Source organism: Senegalia massiliensis (genome assembly GCF_009911265.1).
Classification (GTDB): domain Bacteria; phylum Bacillota; class Clostridia; order Tissierellales; family SIT17; genus Anaeromonas; species Anaeromonas massiliensis_A.
Window position 1 is genome coordinate 1 of sequence record NZ_QXXA01000003.1, and the last position, 21686, is coordinate 21686.

Annotated in this window: 23 protein-coding genes; 8 read left to right on the plus strand and 15 right to left on the minus strand. The window is 26.1% G+C overall.

Translation table 11 applies throughout. From position 1 onward, the window contains the following. Together D3Z33_RS01260 and D3Z33_RS01265 are read right to left on the minus strand one after the other, a co-directional pair. Nucleotides 1-731, minus strand: a 731-nt coding sequence (locus tag D3Z33_RS01260; RefSeq protein WP_160195989.1) for a CapA family protein, incomplete at its 3' end; no start/stop codon positions are given. 15 nt (nucleotides 732-746) lie between these two features. Further along, nucleotides 747-2450 carry an MASE3 domain-containing protein gene (locus tag D3Z33_RS01265; protein ID WP_160195990.1) on the minus strand — a complete coding sequence of 568 codons (1704 nt, stop codon included), beginning with the start codon at nucleotides 2448-2450 and terminating at the stop codon, nucleotides 747-749. Between the two features lie 192 nt (nucleotides 2451-2642). Here D3Z33_RS01265 and D3Z33_RS01270 point away from each other — a divergent pair, with 192 nt between their 5' ends. Then, the gene (locus D3Z33_RS01270) at nucleotides 2643-3788 is read left to right on the plus strand and encodes a fused response regulator/phosphatase (RefSeq protein WP_160195991.1); all 1146 of its coding nucleotides are present in this window, start codon (nucleotides 2643-2645) and stop codon (nucleotides 3786-3788) included. A gap of 18 nt (nucleotides 3789-3806) precedes the next feature. On the opposite strand, the gene D3Z33_RS01275 is transcribed toward D3Z33_RS01270, so the two are convergent. The 6 genes from D3Z33_RS01275 to D3Z33_RS01295 all read right to left on the minus strand — a co-directional run bounded on the left by D3Z33_RS01275 (nucleotide 3807) and on the right by D3Z33_RS01295 (nucleotide 9100). Continuing rightward, nucleotides 3807-4358, minus strand: coding sequence for a rubrerythrin family protein (locus D3Z33_RS01275; protein ID WP_160195992.1), 552 nt, complete (start codon nucleotides 4356-4358; stop codon nucleotides 3807-3809). Between the two features lie 100 nt (nucleotides 4359-4458). Continuing rightward, complete coding sequence (locus D3Z33_RS16855) at nucleotides 4459-4593, minus strand: hypothetical protein (RefSeq protein WP_279279049.1); 135 nt, start codon at nucleotides 4591-4593, stop codon at nucleotides 4459-4461. Between the two features lie 30 nt (nucleotides 4594-4623). Beyond that, nucleotides 4624-5541, minus strand: a complete 918-nt coding sequence (locus D3Z33_RS01280; RefSeq protein WP_160195993.1) for an ABC transporter permease — start codon at nucleotides 5539-5541, stop codon at nucleotides 4624-4626. Further along, nucleotides 5528-6544 (minus strand): ABC transporter ATP-binding protein, encoded by a 1017-nt coding sequence (locus D3Z33_RS01285; RefSeq protein ID WP_160195994.1) that lies wholly within the window; start codon nucleotides 6542-6544, stop codon nucleotides 5528-5530. Before D3Z33_RS01285 ends, D3Z33_RS01280 begins: the two co-directional genes overlap by 14 nt. Continuing rightward, a complete protein-coding gene (locus D3Z33_RS01290; protein WP_431768824.1) occupies nucleotides 6537-7523 on the minus strand; it encodes an ABC transporter ATP-binding protein in 987 nt (328 codons plus the stop codon). Before D3Z33_RS01290 ends, D3Z33_RS01285 begins: the two co-directional genes overlap by 8 nt. 284 nt (nucleotides 7524-7807) lie before the next feature. Then, the gene (locus D3Z33_RS01295) at nucleotides 7808-9100 is read right to left on the minus strand and encodes a helix-turn-helix domain-containing protein (RefSeq protein ID WP_160195996.1); all 1293 of its coding nucleotides are present in this window, start codon (nucleotides 9098-9100) and stop codon (nucleotides 7808-7810) included. Nucleotides 9101-9274: 174 nt separating this feature from the next. Here D3Z33_RS01295 and D3Z33_RS01300 point away from each other — a divergent pair, with 174 nt between their 5' ends. Both D3Z33_RS01300 and D3Z33_RS01305 read left to right on the plus strand, forming a co-directional pair. Then, nucleotides 9275-9988 (plus strand): LytR/AlgR family response regulator transcription factor, encoded by a 714-nt coding sequence (locus D3Z33_RS01300; RefSeq protein WP_160195997.1) that lies wholly within the window; start codon nucleotides 9275-9277, stop codon nucleotides 9986-9988. Between the two features lie 314 nt (nucleotides 9989-10302). Next, nucleotides 10303-11262 carry a sensor histidine kinase gene (locus D3Z33_RS01305; RefSeq protein ID WP_160195998.1) on the plus strand — a complete coding sequence of 320 codons (960 nt, stop codon included), beginning with the start codon at nucleotides 10303-10305 and terminating at the stop codon, nucleotides 11260-11262. A gap of 4 nt (nucleotides 11263-11266) precedes the next feature. On the opposite strand, the gene D3Z33_RS01310 is transcribed toward D3Z33_RS01305, so the two are convergent. The 4 genes from D3Z33_RS01310 to D3Z33_RS01325 form a co-directional block, all read right to left on the minus strand. Then, entirely contained in the window at nucleotides 11267-11776 is a 510-nt protein-coding gene (locus D3Z33_RS01310) for an accessory gene regulator B family protein (RefSeq protein WP_160195999.1), read from the minus strand. A 224-nt stretch (nucleotides 11777-12000) separates the two neighbouring features. Then, nucleotides 12001-13314, minus strand: a complete 1314-nt coding sequence (locus D3Z33_RS01315) for a sensor domain-containing diguanylate cyclase (protein WP_160196000.1) — start codon at nucleotides 13312-13314, stop codon at nucleotides 12001-12003. Between the two features lie 113 nt (nucleotides 13315-13427). After that, nucleotides 13428-15911, minus strand: a complete 2484-nt coding sequence (locus tag D3Z33_RS01320) for a DsrE/DsrF/DrsH-like family protein (RefSeq protein WP_160196001.1) — start codon at nucleotides 15909-15911, stop codon at nucleotides 13428-13430. 79 nt (nucleotides 15912-15990) lie between these two features. Further along, nucleotides 15991-16272, minus strand: coding sequence for an ArsR/SmtB family transcription factor (locus D3Z33_RS01325; protein ID WP_160196002.1), 282 nt, complete (start codon nucleotides 16270-16272; stop codon nucleotides 15991-15993). Nucleotides 16273-16462: 190 nt separating this feature from the next. Here D3Z33_RS01325 and D3Z33_RS01330 point away from each other — a divergent pair, with 190 nt between their 5' ends. The 5 genes from D3Z33_RS01330 to D3Z33_RS01350 all read left to right on the plus strand — a co-directional run bounded on the left by D3Z33_RS01330 (nucleotide 16463) and on the right by D3Z33_RS01350 (nucleotide 19230). After that, a complete protein-coding gene (locus D3Z33_RS01330; protein ID WP_160196003.1) occupies nucleotides 16463-17728 on the plus strand; it encodes a DUF1576 domain-containing protein in 1266 nt (421 codons plus the stop codon). A 2-nt stretch (nucleotides 17729-17730) separates the two neighbouring features. Continuing rightward, nucleotides 17731-18072 carry a hypothetical protein gene (locus D3Z33_RS01335; RefSeq protein WP_130807817.1) on the plus strand — a complete coding sequence of 114 codons (342 nt, stop codon included), beginning with the start codon at nucleotides 17731-17733 and terminating at the stop codon, nucleotides 18070-18072. A gap of 108 nt (nucleotides 18073-18180) precedes the next feature. Continuing rightward, on the plus strand, nucleotides 18181-18360 hold the full coding sequence (locus tag D3Z33_RS01340; RefSeq protein WP_130807818.1) for a spore coat associated protein CotJA: 180 nt from the start codon (nucleotides 18181-18183) through the stop codon (nucleotides 18358-18360). Between the two features lie 15 nt (nucleotides 18361-18375). Continuing rightward, nucleotides 18376-18645, plus strand: coding sequence for a spore coat protein CotJB (locus D3Z33_RS01345; RefSeq protein ID WP_160196004.1), 270 nt, complete (start codon nucleotides 18376-18378; stop codon nucleotides 18643-18645). Between the two features lie 12 nt (nucleotides 18646-18657). Further along, nucleotides 18658-19230, plus strand: coding sequence for a manganese catalase family protein (locus D3Z33_RS01350; protein ID WP_130807820.1), 573 nt, complete (start codon nucleotides 18658-18660; stop codon nucleotides 19228-19230). 107 nt (nucleotides 19231-19337) lie between these two features. Here the strand turns inward: D3Z33_RS01350 and D3Z33_RS01355 are convergent, their stop codons facing one another. The 3 genes from D3Z33_RS01355 to D3Z33_RS01365 are packed head-to-tail and all read right to left on the minus strand — an operon-like array spanning nucleotide 19338 to nucleotide 21676. Beyond that, a complete protein-coding gene (locus D3Z33_RS01355) occupies nucleotides 19338-20018 on the minus strand; it encodes an HAD family hydrolase (protein WP_347561179.1) in 681 nt (226 codons plus the stop codon). Further along, nucleotides 20003-20464: a 6,7-dimethyl-8-ribityllumazine synthase gene (gene ribH, locus D3Z33_RS01360; protein WP_160196005.1), complete on the minus strand. Its 462-nt coding sequence runs from the start codon at nucleotides 20462-20464 to the stop codon at nucleotides 20003-20005. The genes D3Z33_RS01355 and ribH overlap by 16 nt, the downstream gene beginning before the upstream one ends. Beyond that, nucleotides 20465-21676: a bifunctional 3,4-dihydroxy-2-butanone-4-phosphate synthase/GTP cyclohydrolase II gene (locus D3Z33_RS01365; protein ID WP_160196006.1), complete on the minus strand. Its 1212-nt coding sequence runs from the start codon at nucleotides 21674-21676 to the stop codon at nucleotides 20465-20467. Nucleotides 21677-21686 lie beyond the last annotated feature (10 nt).

Consider the following 21686-nt stretch of genomic DNA (forward strand, 5'->3'; position numbering starts at 1 on the left):
CCCCAATGTATAAAAACCACTACTTTATCTGATACATTTTTAGCCTTTTTGATATCTTCTTGCATTTTATCCTCATCAATTAAATTAACCATATTATCTAACTCGTTAGAGTTTAATCTACTATCATTTCCATTTAATCCATAAGTATATGATAAAAATGATAATGTAATATCATTCTTTTCTTTTAATATAAATGCTCTATACTCTTCTTCACTAGTACCTATATAATCTATCCCATTATTTTCTATGTTTTTTATAGTATTTACTATTCCTATTTTACCAGTATCTAAAGAATGATTATTTGCAGTTGTTAATATATCAATCCCCGAATATTTTAAAGCATCTACAGTAGAATCTGGACTATTAAATGAGGGATAACTAGATATAGGCATTTCACTTCCTGCAGTAGTAGTTTCAAAATTGGATATTGCTATATCTGAATTTTCTAAGTGGGGTTTTACATTTTCAAATACTCTTTTAAAATCATATTCTTTTGTATTATTATTATATGCAGATTTAAGTTGAGCACCATGAAACATAATATCACCTGTAGCAGATAGTGAAAGTTCACTATATTTTTCTATTTCTTCTTCTACTATATTATTTTCATCTTGTTCTTGATTCTTACTTTCATTCTGTTCTAACTTTTCACTATTATCTAAGTCTGAACAACTAACAGTTATTGTAACAGTAAAGATAATTATAAACAAAGTTAATAAAACTTTTTTCAAATATATCACTTTCCTTTATCTTTTAGTAAAGTCCATAATGTACATGGTAATATCATCTTCCATATGAGCTTCTCCCCTAAATTCAGTTAAATCATCACATATTTTTTTCAAAAGCCCCTTAGAATTGAGATAATATTTATCTTTAATTAAAACTTTAAGCCTTGAAAGACCATATTGTTCATTAGTATTATTAGTTTCTTCTATTACACCATCAGTGAAAAATAAAATTCTATCTTCTAGTCCTAATTTTATTGTTTCATTATGGTAATCAGGTACGAAAATACTTCCTAATTTACAGATTGGAAATCCATCTTTAAGTTCTAACAACTGTATTTTTCCATCATTTTTAATATGAATAGGATTACAATTAAGTCCTGCTGAAGAATATGTAAACTCACTTGTCTCTATATTTAAAACTCCATATAACATAACCATGTGAGTTTCTTCTGGAAAGTCTGATTCATTAAATACTTCATAAAAATCCTTTAACACTTCTTTAGGATTCAAATAAAACTCCTTATCTTCCTCACCTTCAGCATCAAAAGGTGTTAATACTCTATCTGCAAATATAGTAAGCATTGCAGAAGATACACCATGTCCTGATACATCTATTAAAAACATACCTAAATTTTTTTCATCTATTTTAAAATACTTATATGAATCACCACTTAACTTACCCCAAGGAATATATTCAGAATAAAATTTAACACCTAAATGATTCTCATATTTTTTAGGAACTAATGCCATTTGTATTTGTTTTGCAGCATCCAATTCTTTTAACATCTTATTATTCATATTTTTAAGCTTATAATTTGCTATAGCCATTTCCTTTGTTTTCTGCTTTGCAATATCTTCAAGTCTAATTACATGATTGTTAAGTTGTTCTCTCATTTCAGAAGCTTTCCTATATGGATCTTTAATATTTTCAATAAACAAAACTCTAAATATAAGGAAATAAGAAATAACTTTAAATACATGTCCTAATAAATTTATACTATCATGTACATTTATATACATAGTAAATGTTATTTCAGATGCTATTGCTATAGTTATAGCTATTAACATATGTTTAGTTAATATGCTATTTTTTTCTTTACTAGTTTTATAAATCAAATACATACTTACAACTAAAAGTAAAACCACAATATATTCTAAGACTATTTTTGTACTAGTAAGTCCTGTCTTTTCATCAAAAAAAGTAGGAATTATACTTGAATTGTATATAACTAGATAACCTAGTACAATTGTAAAAATAGTACTTAATAAAATAAAGTATCTTTTATTTATTTTAGATATAGTTTCTTTCTCAAAAATATTTGCAAATAATAAACCTAATGCCATTATAATTCTTGCAAATATCCAGAATGCTGTAGCTTTTTGTGATAAATTTTCAGTTAAAAACATAGGCATACCATTATAGGATAAGAAATGCATTATATCTAAAAGACCTACTATATAGAAAGTATTAGCAAATATAACATTTCTTATGCTATTAGTGAAATCATAAATATTATATAATGCTAAAAATATAGAAAATGATACTAACACACTTAATATTTCAAATATTGTATGTAAAACTAAAAATAGTTGTTGATCTAAAAAAACATTAAATAAACTACTAAATCTCACAAACATTATAATAATCATGCATAATATTGCAATAATTATAGTGTGAAATTTAGTGCTACTTGTATCTATATTTAATTTCTTTGCGAACATTTACTGCCTCCCCAAATCTCAAAATTATATACCCCCACTAATACTACATTTATTATATCAGAAAAAAATACAGAACAACAGTTTTTTAAAATTAAATTTTATACTTAATAAACTTTATCAATTGATAATTTAATGTTATAATTAATAATTAATGGCTATTTAATTGCAATATTATAACATAGGGGGAATGTTATGAGAAATGATGTAATTATTATAGAAAATAAAGAAGACAATATTAATATTATTGAAAATTTAATTTATGAAGAACTGGGAAGAAAAAGTACTTCTGTACATTTAGGTGTAACTGTTGAGAAAATATTATATATTGTAAAAAATAATTATATTGACTTAATAATTTTAAACTTAGATTCAACTTTAAAAGATATATTTAAAATCTTGGATAAAATAAATTATTTAATCAATAAACGCGAATTTAATATTCCAATAATTGTCTATTCTAATTCATTTAATAAAGATACTGTTGAGAAATTATTTGAATTAGGTGCAATAGATTATTTCATTGACCCATTATCTTCAGATGAAAAATTGTCAGTTCTTTCTTTTAAAATAAAAAATGCATTAAAAAATTATAAATATAATAAATATCAGCTGAAAATTAATGCTGAAAATAAAAAGCAATTGAGATTAGGTACTATACTTCAAAAATCTTTAATGTTTAAATATAAAGAACTTCAAAATATAAAAATTTCAGGAAGATATATACCTTCAACTGGTTTAGGTGGAGATTGCTATGATTCAATAGAAACAAACGGTAAAACATGGTTTATGATAGCTGATGTTATGGGACATGGAGCAAGTGCTGCCATGGTTTCATTTATGGTAAAAGCACTTTTTAATCAATTAGCAACTATGTATAAAACTCCTAAAAAGTTATTAGAAGAAATAAATACTACTTATTATAAAATGTTTGAAAATAAAAGCGATATTATCTTTTCTATATTCATAGGTACAATTTATAAAAATAAATTAACCTATTCTTCTGCTGGTCACCCTTATCCCATCTTTTATGATCATGAAACTAAAAATACTCAATTTCTATCCAATAATAATATATTAATAGGTATCACCCCAAATTCAAATTTTTCTCAAAAAACAAGAATTATAAATGAAGGAGATATTATATTTTTATATACTGACGGTTTATATGAACAAATTCCTGATATGCGTGATATAAATTTAATAAATATGTATATTAAAACTAATAAAGATATTCTCATAAAAAACCAAGAATTATTTATGGATAATATAATAAAGCAATTCAATGATACTGAACAATTTGAAGATGATGTAGCTATTTTAACAGTAAAAAAGAAGTAAGGATTCCTTACTTCTTTTTTACTTTGTAAATGCTGTAAATTTTTCTCTTTTTGCTCCACATATAGGACATACATCTGGAGCTCCATCTATAGCTGTGAATCCGCACACATCACAAATGTGTACATCTTCTATATCATAATCTTCACCTTTATCTACTGATTTTTTTGCTTCTAAATATAATCTTTCATGTACTTTTTCTGCCTCAAGTGCATAATGCATTGAAGTTATTGCTGATCTTTCTTTTTGCATCTTAGCAACTTCTAGGTATGCAGGATACATTTGATGAATTTCAAAATGTTCACCATCTGCTGCCCCTTGTAAGTTTTCAGAAGTAGTCCCTATGCCAAATCCACCCATTGATGCAACTAAATGATCACCATCTACATTTGCAAGTGCAGTAAAGTGGTTAGTAGCATGTACTTCTTCTGCATAAGATATTGCAATAAATAACCTTGCAACATTTGGGAAACCTTCTTTTTCTGCTTTATCAGCCCATATTCTATATCTCATATGTGCTTGAGATTCCCCACCATAAGCAGATCTTAAATTTTCAGCTGTCATTTCATTCATAATAAAACTCCTCCCTTTATTGTTAATAATATATCTTGCCAATAATCTTATACCCAGAATATCTTTATAAAAACATATATAATATTAAATAGCTTCATATTTATTTGCCTTGGTTTTCTAAAGTATAATCATACATTGTAATAGCATAATCTAAAGAAGATATACTACCTGTTATGGAGGTTAAACTTGTTCCATTATTATATAATGATCTTATCCCTCTAGAATCAAAATTCATTCCCACTAGCTTTGTATCTAATTCTAGAAATCAGTTCAACTCACCTCTTAACTTAGGGTTTAGTACATATTTTAGTATTTTAAATATTGCAGTTATTAAAAAGTAAAGAAGAGCTATCATAATCCCCATTGCCATAACTACTTTGATTTCACCTAATTCATAATTTTTAAACATCACATATGCAAGACCTGGATATGCAAACATATACTCTACTAATACAAGAGTAGATATTATAATAGTTGCTATAGCTGAAAATGAATCTAATAAATCCATTATGGCATTTCTAAGTACATGAATATATATTATCCTCCTATTTGAAGCACCTTTACCTAAAGCAGTTTTAACATAATTTTTTTCAAAATTTTGATCTATTGAAAGTGATGTTATCCTAGCAATATAACTCATAGGTATAAGAGTTAATGCAAGTATAGGAAGAATCATATGCCTTATTTCACCATGTCCTGCAGCTGGTACTAATTCTATTCCATTTCTATATAATATTACAGCTAAAAATTGTAATACTAATATCAAAAATACATCTGGCATAGCAAGTACTGTAAGAGTAGACAATGTCTTTAAATTTGAAGAATATCTCTTTTCTCTTTTGCTATCAAATATTCCTTTAAGAATTCCAAATACTATAGCAAAGAAAAGAGAAAATGAAAGTAAAATTACTGAATTTTTAAAGCTTGATTCTACAAAATTAAATATAGATTTATTTGTATTACTAGTTCCAAATGTGCCTGATAAAAGAGTTTCATAATAGTCAAATACATTTTTAATAATTGCTTTAAACTCTATATTTGTTTCAAAACTTTTTTCTCCTAAAGGAAGTACTATAAAATTATTGGGGGTTAAATTTAATAATGCAAGTATAAGTGTAAGGGTAACAAACCCTATTATTAGATTTAAAAGTATGTTTAATATAAGTTTTTTATTTATATTCAACTTTCTCTCCCCCTTTTGAATTTTCTATTACTTTTTCCTCTAAAAAACAAGCTGATTTATGATTTTCTCCAACTTCTGTAAGTTTTGGCTCTAACTTTTCACATATATCCATCTTATATAGACAACGGGTATGAAATACACATCCAGAAGGCGTATTTATAGGGCTTGGTATTTCTCCTTTTAATATTATCCTTTTTTGCTCTATTTTAGGATCAGGATGTGGAAATGCTGATATGAGTGCTTCTGTATATGGATGTTTTGGAGAGTTATATATATCATCTACCTTTCCTATTTCCATTAATTTTCCTAAATACATAACACCTACAGTATTAGATACATGTCTTACTACATTTAAACCATGAGCTATAAATAAATATGTTAAACTATATTCTTTTTGTAAATCTGTAAGTAAGTTCAATATTTTTGACTGAATTGACACATCTAGTGCTGAAACTGGTTCATCACATAGTATAAATTTTGGTCTTGTAGATATGGCTTTAGCTATACCTATTCTCTGCCTTTGCCCACCACTGAATTCATGGGGAAATTTTTTCATATCTTTTGATGAAAGCCCTACTATATTAAGTAACCTCTTTACTTCTTTTTCTCTTTCAAATCTAGGTACTATATTATGTATCTTAAGTGGTTCTGTTAGTATATCTTCTATTATCATCTTTGGGTCTAATGCCCATGATGCATCTTGAAATATTATTTGTAAATCCTTTCTCATCTTTCGAAATTTAGCTTTAGAATACTTATATATATCTTCACCTTCTACATATACACTACCACTAGTAGGACTTAGCAACCTCAGCATCAAAAGCCCTGTAGTACTTTTGCCGGAGCCACTTTCACCTACTAATCCAAATGTTTCCCCTTTATTTATACCAAAAGAAATTCCATCTACTGCTTTTAATGTCTTTTCATTTTTAAATATATTTGAATTATTTACATCAAAATATTTCTTTAAATTCTGAACTTCTATTAATTTTTCATTACTCATCATTACTGTCCTCCTCATAATGCCAGCATCTTACAAAATGACCCTTTTTATATTCTACGAGTTTTGGATTATTATCTATACATTTATCCATACGTCTATTACACCTTGGATAAAAAGCACATCCCTTTTCTTTAATTTCTAAATCTGGTACATTTCCTTTAATAGTGTACAGTTCTTTTGCAGGATCATTTAATCTTGGTATACATTTCATAAGAGATACTGTGTATGGATGAAGTGGATTTTTATATAATTCATTTGTATATGAAATTTCTCGTATCTTTCCACTATACATTACCATTATCCTATCAGCTATATTTGTAACTACTCCTAAATCATGTGTTATAAATAATACTGACATATTTAATTCACTTTTTAAATTCTTTATAAGTTCAAGAATTTCAGCTTGTATTGTAACATCAAGTGCTGTAGTAGGTTCATCTGCTATTAAAAGTTTTGGATTGCAAATAAGCGCCATGGCAATCATTACCCTTTGTCTCATACCACCACTTAGTTCATATGGATATGAATTATATCTTTTTTCAGGTTCTGGTATATCTACTTTCCTTAAAAGTTCTATAGCCTTTTCCTTTGCATCACTGCCCTTTATATTAGTATGAATTTTTAATACTTCTTTTATTTGATAACCTACCTTTAACATAGGATTTAGCGAAGTCATAGGCTCTTGATATATCATAGATATATCTTTTCCTCTTATATGTCTAAGTTCTTTATTCTTTTTTTGTAACAAATCTTCTTTTTCAAATATTACTTTGCCATTTACTATTTTACCTGGTGGAATAGGTACTATTCTCATTATAGATTTGGCAGTTACAGATTTTCCACTACCTGATTCACCTATTAAAGCTACTATCTCTCCCTTTTTTATGTTAAATGATACATCATCTACTGCATGAATAGTTTTATTTTCTAATTTAAAGTATGTTGTAAGATTTTTTACTTCAAGTAAATTTTCCATAATATCGCCCCTTTTCCTATACTTCTTATATTCTATAAAAGGTTTAATATTCCTTTTTTATTTAGGTTGTAATATATTCTTAATATTTATAGTATTGAAACCTTTAACCTCTTACTCTACCATTATCATTATTCATAATTTCATATAATTCCAATATATAATGGTTGTTATTATAAATATCTGAAATTTTAAATTCTAATCCATTTACTCCTATTCGACCTAATAATATAACTGCACCTATAATTATTGTTAATATAATTTTTTTTAATATAGTTCATCCTCTTAAATTAATATTTATTTTCTATTTCATAAGCTTTTCCAAAAGCTTTTAGTGCCTCTTTTATTTTATTGTTATCCCTATAAATCTTACCAAGCTTTAGATATATGTTAATTAATTTATTTTTATGTTCCTTATTATGTTCTAATAACTTTATTGCTTCTTTTATATTTTCTATAGCTCCTTCATAGTCTTTCTTATCTACATAATAGTCTATATAGTGATTTAAACCTTTTATTATATGTTTTTGTATATTATTTTCTTTACTAATATTTATTCCTTCTTCTAAACATTCTAATGCTTTTACTTCTTCTTGGTTTTTCAAGTAATATTTATATAATTCATATAATGTAGTAGATAATTCTTTTAATTTTAATTTTTCTTTTATTTCTTTTGCTTTCATTAAATGATTATATGCTTTCTCAAATTCTTCATTTTCTAAATAAATGTGACCTAAATTGTTTTCTATAAATGATGTGAGTTTTTCATCTTCTTTATCAGTAATAATTCTTTTTGATTTTTCTAATATTTCTTTTGCTTCTTCGAATTTTCTTTCATCCATAAGTACCGAGGAGTATTTAAGTAAACTATAGCTATATCTTGTTCTATCTTTAGTTTTTTCATCTATTCTACAAGCTTCTTTAGCATATTTTAGTGCTAATTTATTTTCACCCATTTCATCATAGCAAGCTGAAATATTAAATAATATATCACTCTCTATTTTTAAATCAATTATATCTGATTTACTATAAAATAACTGTGCTTGATTATATTTTTGAAGTGCTACTTCATTTAATTCTTTTTTATAATATATATTTCCTTCTTTTATATACGTTCTTGCAAGTCTATTGTAATCTTCTATTTTACTAAAATAGTAAACGTTTTTATCAAGTATATCCAAAGCTTTCTTGTAGTCTTCATTTTGAATATAATAATCTGATACCTTTAAATTAGATATACCAATGATATAAAATAGGTTATACTCTTCTGAAAATTCTGTTATTTTATTATGTAAATCTTCTATTTCTCCTTTGTCATCTAATTCTATAAATACTTCTAATTCTTTAAGCCATAGATTACAGTAATTTTCAGATTGAGCTTTTTCTGTTTCTAACAAATACTCTAATGTAGTATCTAATTTTTCAGCTAAGTATTTTAATAACTTCATACTAGGACTTACTTTACCATTTTCCACTTGACTTAATTGAGCATTAGTTACAAAATCTCCACCTAACTCTTTTAAATATAATCCTTTTTCCCTTCTAAGCCTTTTTATCTTTTCTCCTACTTTCAATATTTCCATAAATTTCACCTTACTTAATTTTATAATTTTATTTAATTAAATTTTAACATTAATTTAAAAGTATAGAAAGTATTTTTTAACGGTTAGTTCTAAAAAACTATTTTGTTTTTATTTTTATTTTTCTTATGATATAATTACAATATAAGGTAATATTAGAAAAATAGAGGTGAAACAATGCTAAATATAGCTATTTGTGATGACGAAAATGCCATATGCAATCAATTAGAAAACATTCTATTAGATATTAGTCCAAAATATAATATAAAAATTGAAATAGATATATTTTATACCGCTGAAAAACTATACAAAAGTTTATTAAATAAAAATAAATATGATTTAATTTTTTTAGATATTGAATTAAAATATATGAGTGGAGTCGAATTAGGAAGAAAAATAAGAGAAGATATAAATGACCAACTTACTCAAATAATATATATTTCAAGTAAAACTTCATATGCTATGGAATTGTTTTCTATAAGACCTTTAGATTTCTTAATTAAACCAATTAGTACGAAAAAAGTGGACACAACATTTAGCACAGCCATGAAATTAATAAAAAACAAAAATATTTTTTTTAATTATCAAAAAGAAAAAGTATATCATCGTATTCCTATAACAGATATACTCTATTTCGAAAGCAATAATAGACGAATAAATATATATACTTTAAATGGAAAAGATTCTTTTTACAGTACTTTAAAAGAAATTTTTAATGAATTAAATGATTATGGATTTGTATTTATTCATAGATCTTATCTTATCAATATAAATCATGTAAAAATCTTTAAATACAATAAAGTAACTTTAACAGATAATACAATCCTAAATATTACTCAAACTTTTAGAAAAAACTTAAGAGAGTTGCAGATGAAGATAGGTGAAATTTAATGAACACTATTAATTATGTCTTATTTTATCTTATAGTAAATATTTTATATGTATATACCATATTTAGATTTATGGGAGTTTTTTTTGAACGAGAAAAAATAAAGAGAAAAGAAGTATTTTCTTATTTTATTTTTTATATAGTAATTTCTTTTATTTTTTTAGTCTTTAATATACCTTTACTTAGTTTAATTACAAATATAATTTCTTTTTTTCTACTATCTTTAAATTATAAGTCAAATTTTAAAAAGAAAGTTATCTCTATATTTTTTATAATTTCAATAATGATGTTTTCAGAAATTATAGTTACTTTGTTTATGGTTAATATAGATTTATCTATTTTTAAGTCAATCTATCTAGATATTTCTATTATAATTTTTAGTCGAATAATAAGCTATCTTATCGTATTAATATTTGAAGGAGCTAAAAATGTAAAAAACAATATAGAATTACCTAATATTTATTGGTTTTCTGTCTTTTTTATTCCTTTAAGTTCTATGTATTTAACATTGTTACTTTTTCAAAATAGTAATTTGAATAAATATGAATTATTAATCTCCATACTAATATTATTTATAATCAATATAGTTACTTTTTATTTATATGATATGTTAACTAGAATATATAAGGAGAAAATACAAAATGAATTATTAGAGAAACAAAATCAATATTATGAAGAACAATTTAAAATTATGAATTCTTCTTATAAAAAATTAAAAGCTATAAGACATGATTTAAAAAATCACCTTATAGCTATAGAAGATTATATAATTCATAATAAAAAAGAAAAAGTACTAAAATATATAGAAAAAATTAATACTTCATCTTATGATAAAAGAGAGTTCGCCCATTCTGGTAATGTAGATATTGATAGTATATTAAATTATAAAATTCAATATGCCAAGTCAAAAGGTATAAGTATAGATTTAAATTTAAATATACCATATGATTTAAATTTAGATTCTTTTGATATGATTATAGTAATTGGCAACTTAATAGATAATGCCATAGAAGCAACTTTTAAATTAGAAAATGATAAAAGATTTATACATATTAATATATTTTATGATAGAAATATACTTCATATGCACTTTAAAAATAACTTTGATGGTAAGATTATAAAAGAGAAAGAAAAAATCCTAACCACAAAAAAAGATAAGTTTAATCATGGTATAGGACTTAAAAATGTTAAATATATATTAAATAAATATGAGGGGGACTTAGATTGTAGTTATGATGATAATATATTTTATGTAAAATTATTATTTTATTTATAAATATTTATTGTACTTTTCCAAATAAAATCATTATTGAGAGTATAAATAAAGATATAGATATTGTAAGGGCAATATTATTAACTTTTAATATTAATAACATCAAAACTATAGCTAATTCTAAAATACACATCATTTTTGATATGATTTTATATTTCTTTGCTTTTTCTTTATTAGAAAAATTATTAATATCTTCTACTGGAGATAGTAATACTATAAATGATGATATGATTACTAAAAATAATATAATATAATTTGATGATGGAATATATTTTATAGATATCATTGCTATTATAGTTACAGCCAGAGAAAATATATAGCAATTTAAATTGTTACCTGCATCATATCCTCCTGCATATGAACGAATTGGTTCATAAGAAATAATAAAAATTATACTCTCTAGAACTCTATCAAATAATATTCCAATTACAATTATAGTTATAATATTTACTATCATAAGTATAATTCTTTTTAGTATAAGTCTATCAGGGCTATTAATGCTATTTTCGATTTTCATATTTTAATTCCTTTTAAAAAGTTATTTTTTATTTAGTTAATATAATTATATGATAAAAATATCCATGATATCTTCAAAATGTAATAACTCGTATTCTCCATGTCATAACTCATAATTATTTATATTCCTATATAAAGTATTTCTACCTAATTACACAAACTAATTATAAAAAAAGCTTGAACTATTTAAAAGTTCAAGTTTTTTATGAAAATATAGTTGAATGTTTAATTTCTAACTTTTAAAAGAAGATGATTTTTTCTCTTATTTTTATATTTATCTGCATACATATTTTCATCAGCAGTTTTCAAAACTTTTTCTATAGGCTTTTCTCCAATTTTTATTAAATCCCAACCAATAGAAATACTCATAACAAATTCATTATGAATTTTGTTATACTCTCCAACAGAATTTTTAATTCTATTTACCAAACTATTTATATCCTCTTTTTTTATATTGTATAATATAATAGCAAATTCATCTCCACCTATTCTTGCTACTGTATCACCTTCCCTAAGATTACTTTTTAATATTTTTGCAGCATCTTTAAGATATTTATCTCCCATTAAATGTCCCTTACTATCATTAACTTTTTTCATATTATCAAGATCAGCCATTACAATTCCAAGAGTTTCATATCCTAATTCATTGATTAATCTCATTTCTTTTTCAAAATAGAGTCTATTATACAATCCTGTTAATGAATCTTTTAAGCTAAGTATTGAAAGTTTTTTATTAACTTTTTCAAGTTCTATTGTTTTTTCTTGTAATTGTTGATTATACTTATTTAATTTATAAAAAAGAGTTTTATATGGCTCTTTTAAATTTATAAAATTTAAAGCCTTATATAAAAGATAATAAGAAATTATTTTAAATATATATCCTAATGAAATATATATATTTTCTTGTCCTAAAAAGTTAATAAAAAAACTATTAGAAATTAAGAGTGAAACCATGGAACTCATAAGTATATAATACATCTCATTATGAAAATACTTTTTATATTTAAACATAGTTATAATACTTAAAGATATTAATATAATTGCAAAAAACATTATTACAAAGGTAGAAGGGTTAAAAATATTAGTCACAAATATAATAAATAGGGAAAATATACTTACACTTAAATATATTAAAAAAAATAAATGTAATCTAAATTTAAAATGAAAATTTAGAAATGATACAAAAAGAGATATTGATTGAATTATTCTCGATATAAGCCATAAATTTATATGAATAGACATAGAATAATTAAATATACCTATATTAGGATTAGTTAAAATGTGTAATATATCAAAAAAGGCTACAAAACCATAAGAAAGTCCTAAAAAAGTAAAATAGTGAGTTTGCGAAATTTCATAAGTATTTAATGCTATTATAGCCATTGACATTCCAATTATTATAGCAAAAATATTTGATATAACTTGAAAAAAAATAAAATTTTGAAAAGATATATATACATATATAATTATTAATAAGCCTAAAATTAATATAGAAAAAATTCTGTTATTTTGTTTTAATATTATATCTTTAGATGTCATAAGATCACCCCGTATAGGTCTAAAGTCCTATTAGTCTTTAGTGATTTATACCCATATAATGTTCTATATAACAAAAATTAAGAGCATTTTAAAAATGCTCTTAATTTTAATAGTTAAATAAATAGATTAACATCTGAGTTTTCTGCTGCACCTAAATAATTTGCAACTCCACCTATTTCTACTCCATCTATAAGTTCTTCTCTTTTTATTCCCATAACATCCATACTCATTGCACAAGCTACTATTCTTACACCATTTTCTTGTGCTTTTTTTATTAACTCTTCCAGTGAATCAATATTTTTATCATTCATTACTTTTCTAATCATTTTTGATCCCATGCCAGCCATATTCATACGAGACAGTCCTAATTTCTTACTTCCTCTAGGCATCATTTTTGAAAACATTTTATCCATAAAACTTTTATCTGTTTCTACCTTCTCATCTTTTCTTAAAATATTTAATCCCCAGAATGTAAAGAACATGGTAACTTCTCTACCCATAGATGCTGCACCATTTGCAATTATAAAGGAAGCTATAGCTTTATCTAAATCTCCACTAAATACAACCATACTTTTATCTTCTTTAGGATTTATTACTTCTTTATTTTGAGTTTTTACAATTGAACTACCCTTTTTTAAAATAGCTAAAAATGAATTTTCTTCTTTTTTAGTTGATATCAAAGTATTACCTGTTCTTTCTGCCCATGTTTTTATATCACTCATAAAGCCAGGATCAGTAGCTTTTACTTCTAATATATCTCCCTCTTCTAATTCTTTCATTTTATTAAAAACTTGCATAATAGGTCCTGGACATTGAAGCCCACAAGCATTCAATTTTACCGTTTTTCTTTCTGTGTCCTCTGTATTCTCTAAATTTCCAGCTTCATCATAATTAATATCTGCGCTACATGCTTCAGTTGAACAATTATCATCATTACAATCCATACAACTAAAAGTAGAATATCCTCCATTTAGATTCATTACATTTTTAAATCCATTTTGTTTTAATATTCTAGTTGCAATATATCCTCTTACTCCTATAGCACAATAGACTACTATTGTTTTATCTTTATCTAATTCATTTAATCTTTTTCTTAATTCATCTACAGGTATATTAATAGAGTTATCTATAAAACCAAGCTGTCTCTCAATATCTTCTCTAACATCAAGAATTATAGTATTACTAATATCTAAAGTTTCTATCTCATCATAGTTTATAACATCTACATCACCTTTTAGTATGTTTTCAGCTGTAAAACCTGCCATATTTACAGGATCTTTGGCCGATGAATAAGGTGGTGCATAAGCAAGCTCTAATTTTTTCAAATCATAAATAGTACTATTAAATCTAATAGCTGTTGCAATTACATCTATTCTTTTATCTACTCCATTATATCCTACAATTTGAGATCCTAATACTTTTCCAGTTTTATCAAATATCAATTTTATTGTCATTGGTATTGCCCCTGGATAATATCCTGCATTTGATTTCGAATGTATTAGTGCAACAAAATAATCCTCTTTATATTTTAAATTATTTTTCTTTAAGGTTTTTTCATTTATACCAGTACTAGCTATAGTTAAATCAAATACTTTTGCAATTGAAGTTCCCTGAGTCCCCTCATATTTTTCATATCTACCTACAATATTATTTGCAACAATCCTACCTTGTTTATTAGCAGGACCTGCAAGTGGTACCATTGTCTTGCTTTTTGTATTGAAATCAATTACTTCTACAACATCTCCTAATGCATATATATTATCGTCAGAAGTTTTTAAGTATTCATCAACTATTATTCCACCACGTTTATTAGTTTCAAGTTCTGCGGTTTTTGCAAGCTCTGAATTAGGTCTTATACCAATTGAAAGAATTATCATATCCGTTTCAATTTTATCACCACTTTGTAAAACTACAGTTGTACTTCCATCATTCTTATTTATAAATTCTTTAACTCCATCTTCTAATACTAATTTAACCCCTTTACTTCTTATATGATTATGAGCTATTTGAGCCATTTCATAATCTACAGGAGCCATAACTTGATCTGCCATTTCTATAATAAAAACCTCTAGTCCTTTATCATGAAGATTTTCTGCCATCTCAAGTCCTATAAATCCTCCACCAATAACAGCTGCTCTTTTTGGTTTTTTTGTATCCATATATGACTTTATTTTATCTGTATCTGGTATGTTCCATAATGAAAAAATATTCTCTGCATCTATTCCTTTTATTGGTGGTCGTAAAGGTGTAGAACCTGGTGAAAGAACTAAAACATCATAACTTTCCTTATATTCTTGGTTATTATCTAACTTTTTTATAGTGATTTCTTGTTTATCTCTATCTATACTTATGACTTCATTTTTAACTCTTACATCAATATTAAATCTAGAATTCATGTCCTCTGGAGTTTGAAGTAATAAATTATCTCTTTCTTCTATAGTACCTCCAATATAGTAAGGAAGTCCACAATTTGCAAAAGAAATATATTCTCCTCTTTCTATCATTATTATTTCTGAATCTTCATCCATTCTTCTAAGCCTTGCAGCAGTACTAGCACCACCTGCTACCCCACCTACTATAACTATTTTTTTTGACATTTATATTTCCTCCTATAATATAATATTTGCATATTTGAATAATACGATTATATTGTTAAAAATAATGCATTTATAGGCATTATTTTATAATTGAACTTATTATTTTTTTTGCATCTTCATCTATAACATAATAATTTATCTCAGTACCATTTCTCTTTCCTTCAATAATACCTGCAGCTTTAAGTTTTGCTAAATGCTGAGATATTGTGGATTGAGGAGCATTTAAACAGCTTTGAATTGTAGAAACATTCCTACCTTCTTGTTCCATAAGTCCATGTACAATACATAGTCTTATAGGGTGTGCTAGTGATTTTAATATTTCTGATTTTTTATCAAATATATCTTTTTTCCCTAAATCCATATTTATCTCTCCTAATATTAATATATTCTAATTTTATGATATAACAATAAATTTTGCAAGTATTTATTTAAATTTCTTTCTATTTATGATAAAATTAAAAAAGTAATTATGTTAAAAACTTATCTGAGTAAACTCTTCTATATTTTTCCAATATATATTTTAATCAATTTTTCAATATTTGGAGGTGCTTATGAATAGAAATCTATCTATACAAATTGACAAAACCGAAAATTCTATAATAAAATATGTGCTTTTAATTTTACCTATATCATTTATAATCTCTGCATTTCTTTTAGATGATATTGATACAATAATAAAGGGACTATACAATATCATGTGGAGCGAAGACATACTTTTAACTGACTATTTAGAAATAGCAGGTATTGGTGCTACTTTAATAAATTCATCATTAATAACATTTTTTAATTTATTTCTTCTACATAAATTAAAAGTGCCTATAAATGGTACAGCTATTGCTGGTGTATTTATTGTTGCAGGCTTCTCATTTTTTGGCAAAAATATATTTAATGTTTGGCCAATATATATAGGAACTTTTATTTATTCAGTTTATCAAGGTAGAAAATATCGTTCTGTTATATATATATCAATGTTTGCTACATCTCTTTCTCCAATTGTAAGTCAATTATCATTTGGACTTGGTCTCCCTCTCATAGAGGGAATTGTCTTAGGATGGCTTTTTGGCATAGGAATTGGTTTTATAATAACTCCACTTTCTGCACATTTAGTTCGTGCACATGATGGTTATAATATTTATAATGTAGGCTTCACGGCAGGATTTATTGCTACAGTTCTTATAGCAGTACTTAGAAGTTATGGTTTGGATATCAGTACACAATCTATATTATCTTCAAAATATGATACTTTCTTGAAAGTTTTTTTACTTTCATTTTCTATAATACTAATATTAATAGGTTATTTATTAAATAAGAAAACGTTTAAAGGATATAGAGAAATATTCGAGTACTCAGGAAGACTCGTTACAGATTTTATTTTGCTCATAGGAATAGGAAATACTTTTGTAAATATGGGACTTATGGGTGTAATTTCAATTATTTATGTTATAATATCTGGAGGAGCAATTAACGGTCCAATTGTAGGAGGAATTTTAACAATAATAGGTTTTTCTGCATTTGGTAAACATCCAAAAAATACTATACCAATATTACTTGGAGTATTTGCTGCAGGACTTTTGAATATTTGGGATATAAATTCAACAGTTGTTATAATTGCTGGGTTATTTAGCACAACACTCGCGCCTATTGCTGGTGAATATGGTCCTTTTGCTGGATTTATAAGTGGGTTTCTTCATCTAGCTGTAGTAATGAATGTTGGAGTAGTTCATGGTGGAGTAAATCTATATAATAATGGATTTTCTGGAGGAATTGTTGCATCTGTTCTTGTTCCTATATTAGATACATTTTCGAAAGGAGATTGAAATTGAAGCATGATATTAAAAAAATAAGTAAAATAATTGACGAATTAACCACTTTTTGTCTTATACATGGAGCAAATAATATTAATATGAATGTAGAAAACAGTAAAGAATATTTCAAAATATCTTTTTATGTAGATTGTTTGGATTATAAAGACAAAAGAGTTTCTCGACTTGAAAGATTGTTAAATGTACCAAGACAAACAGAAATGGAAGAATTTTATTGGGAATTAACTGGTGAATCAGATCATGATTCAGAACTTAGTATAGTAGGAATGATGATTGACAAAGTTGAATTTATACATGAAAATGAGTCGCTTAAAATAATTTTATACAGATATAAATAACTCTCTATATGCAGGAGAGTTATTTTTTATGCCTTTTTTTGGTCACAAATATATATCAATAAGAGTATTATATATAGAAACAAGTTTAGCATAAGGAGTTGAATTTGTATGGACGATAAAAAATATAATGAAGAATATGAGAGACCAAATTATAGGTTGGCTCGTGCTTATGTGCCTTACCAGAAAATGTGTAAAGTATATGATTTAAAAGAGGCATTATGTAAAGGAACACTATTTCCTGAACTATATATGCCATATGAAATCCATAATAAAAAGAAAAGATGCTAATAGGAGGTGCAATTTATGGATTCTAGACAATTAGAATTATTAGAAGAGATTATGCAAGTAAGCTTTGGTTTAGTTGAAACAAATCTTTATCTTGATACTCACCCTGCAGATGAAAAAGCTTTAATGCTTCATAATACATTTTCAAAACAATATCGTGATTTAATGAAAGTTTATTCTAGAGAATATGGACCATTAATGTATACGGGTATGAGTATGTGTCCTTGGCAATATATAGATTCACCTTGGCCATGGGATATTGAATACAAAAAATGCAAATGGGAATAAGGAGGTAATTTTATGTGGATTTATGAAAAAAAGATACAATATCCTGTAAGAGTAGACTCCTGTAACCCTGCACTTGCAGCTATGATATTAGAACAGTTTGGTGGGGCAGATGGAGAACTATCAGCAGGTGTAAGATATTTAACTCAAAGATGGACTATGCCTACAAATCAGGCAAAAGGAATACTTACAGATATTGGGACTGAAGAACTTGCTCACTGGGAGATTATTGGTACAATTGTCTATAAGTTAGTAAAGGATGCTCCTATAGAAAAAATTAAAGGAACACCTTTTGAAGCACATTATGCAAATCATGGTAAAAGCCCATTCCCTCACAATGCAGCAGGAGTACCATGGACTGCTACATTCTTAAATTCAAAAGACGACCCTATAGCAGATCTTCATGACGATATGGCAGCAGAAGAAAAGGCTCGTGCAACATATGAACATCTTATAAATTTAAGTGATGATCCTGGTGTTAGAGATACCCTAAGGTTTTTAAGGGAAAGAGAAGTTGTACACTTCCAAAGATTTGGAGAAACTTTAAGAATAGTTGAAGATCATAAAAACAGCAAAAAATATTATTAAATTTAAATAAAATTTAATATCTAAAATATTAAAAATCTCTCTTAACAAACACTACTTGTGACTTATTTGTTAAGAGAGGTTTTTATAATATTTTAAAATCAACATAGCTAGAATATATATTTTAGTTCTTTTATACTATCTATTCTAATATCAGCTTCATCTAATTCACCAGGTTTATGAAATCCATAATTACAGCCTATAGTTAAAATATTATTTTTCTTTCCTGCTTCTATATCCTGAAATCTATCACCTATCATAACCATATCTGTAGGATATTTCTTCTTTAAAATAGCTAATATTTTATATTTAGGAGTATAATGATATTCTTCAGAACAAGCCATTTCTACAAAGTAACTATCTAATCCAAATATTTCTTTTGACTTATCTCTATAACCTATACTACAGTTACTAAGAAATACTAAATTATATCCCTTATCTTTTAAATATCTAAGAGTTTCTATTGCATGTGGATATAATACTGCTTTTCCAGAGTTTATTTGACTCACTATTTCTCTACCTATTATTTTACTTGCTTTATCTCTAATATCTGGATCAATGTTTGGCATAAACTCTTCCCACATTGCTTTGCTACTAAATCCTAGCCAATATGAAATTTCTTCATCATTCCATTTTTTCTCTGGAGCTTCACCTAAATTAACTAGATAATTATAGGATTTTCTAAATGCAGGTCCATAAATTTTTATACTATTATGAATAGTACCATCATAATCTAAAAATATTGTTTTTATATTTTCAAATATATTGATTTTCCCTATATTTCTCTTAATAAATTTGCCATTTCTATTGCTGTAATAGCTGCTTCAGACCCTTTATTTCCTGATTTTGTCCCTGCTCTTTCTATAGCTTGCTCAATAGTATCGGTTGTAAGTACTCCAAATATAACAGGTAATTCTGTTTCTAAAGATACATTTGCAATTCCCTTTGAAACTTCACTTGATACATAATCAAAATGTGGTGTAGCTCCTCTAATTACAGCACCTATACATATTACACCATCATATTTTTCTGACTTAGCTAACTTTTTAGCGACTAAAGGCATTTCAAATGCTCCAGGTACCCAAACAATTTCAATATCTTCTTCTTCAACCCCATGACGTTTAAAAGTATCTATAGATCCAGATAATAATTTACTTCCTATAAATTCATTAAATCTTCCTACTACTATAGAGAATTTTAACCCTTTAGCAATTAAATTTCCTTCGTATGTTTTCATTTACTTTTCCTCCTTAAAATTTAGCATGTGACCCATTTTTTTCTTTTTAGTTTTTAAATAATATTCATTTCTTTCATTATGATTCATCTGAATAGGTACTCTTTCTACAACTTCTATTCCATATCCTGAAATTCCTGATAACTTTTTAGGATTATTAGTCATAAGTTCTACCTTTCTTACACCTAAATCAGATAATATTTGAGCACCAATACCATAGTCTCTCATATCTTCTGGAAAACCAAGAGCTATATTAGCTTCCACTGTATCCATTCCTTTATCTTGTAGAGCATAAGCTTTGATCTTATTTATCAAACCAATTCCTCTTCCTTCTTGACGCATATAAAGTAATATTCCTCTTCCTTCTTCTTCAATATTTCTCATAGCTGCAGCAAATTGATCTCCACAGTCACATCTAAGAGAACCAAAGGCATCCCCTGTTAAACATTCTGAATGTACTCTTACTAATACTGGATTTTCATCAGATACATCTCCTTTAACTAGAGCTACATGATGTTCTCCATTTAGTTTATTAACATATCCTACTATTTTAAATTCTCCATATTTAGTAGGCATAAAAGCTTCTGATGCTCTTTCTATTAAAGATTCATTTTTTCTTCTATATTTAATTAAATCTGCTATAGTTATTATTTTTAAATTATGTTCTTTTACATATTCCATAAGCTCCGGTACTCTAGCCATTGTTCCATCTTCATTCATAATTTCACATATAACACCTGCAGGATATAAATTAGCTAACTTTGCTAAATCTACTGCTGCTTCTGTATGACCTGCTCTTTTTAATACCCCACCTTCTTTTGCTACTAAAGGGAATATATGTCCTGGCCTATTAAAATCATTTGATGTTGCAGTAGTATCTATTAATTTTTGAACTGTCATGGCTCTTTCTTCTGCTGAAATACCAGTGGTAGTTTCTGTAGAGTCAACAGATACTGTAAAAGCTGTTTCCTTTGGATCTGTATTTACAGATACCATTGGATAAATATCTAACTCATTAACTCTTTCTTTTGTCATAGGAGTACATATAAGACCTCTACCATATTTAGCCATGAAGTTTATTTCCCCAGCAGTTGCTTTTTCAGCTGCCATTAATAAGTCCCCTTCATTTTCCCTATTTTCATCATCTACTACTACAATCATTTTTCCCGCTTTAATATCTTCAATTGCTTCTTCTATTGTATTAAATTTATACATTTTGTCACCT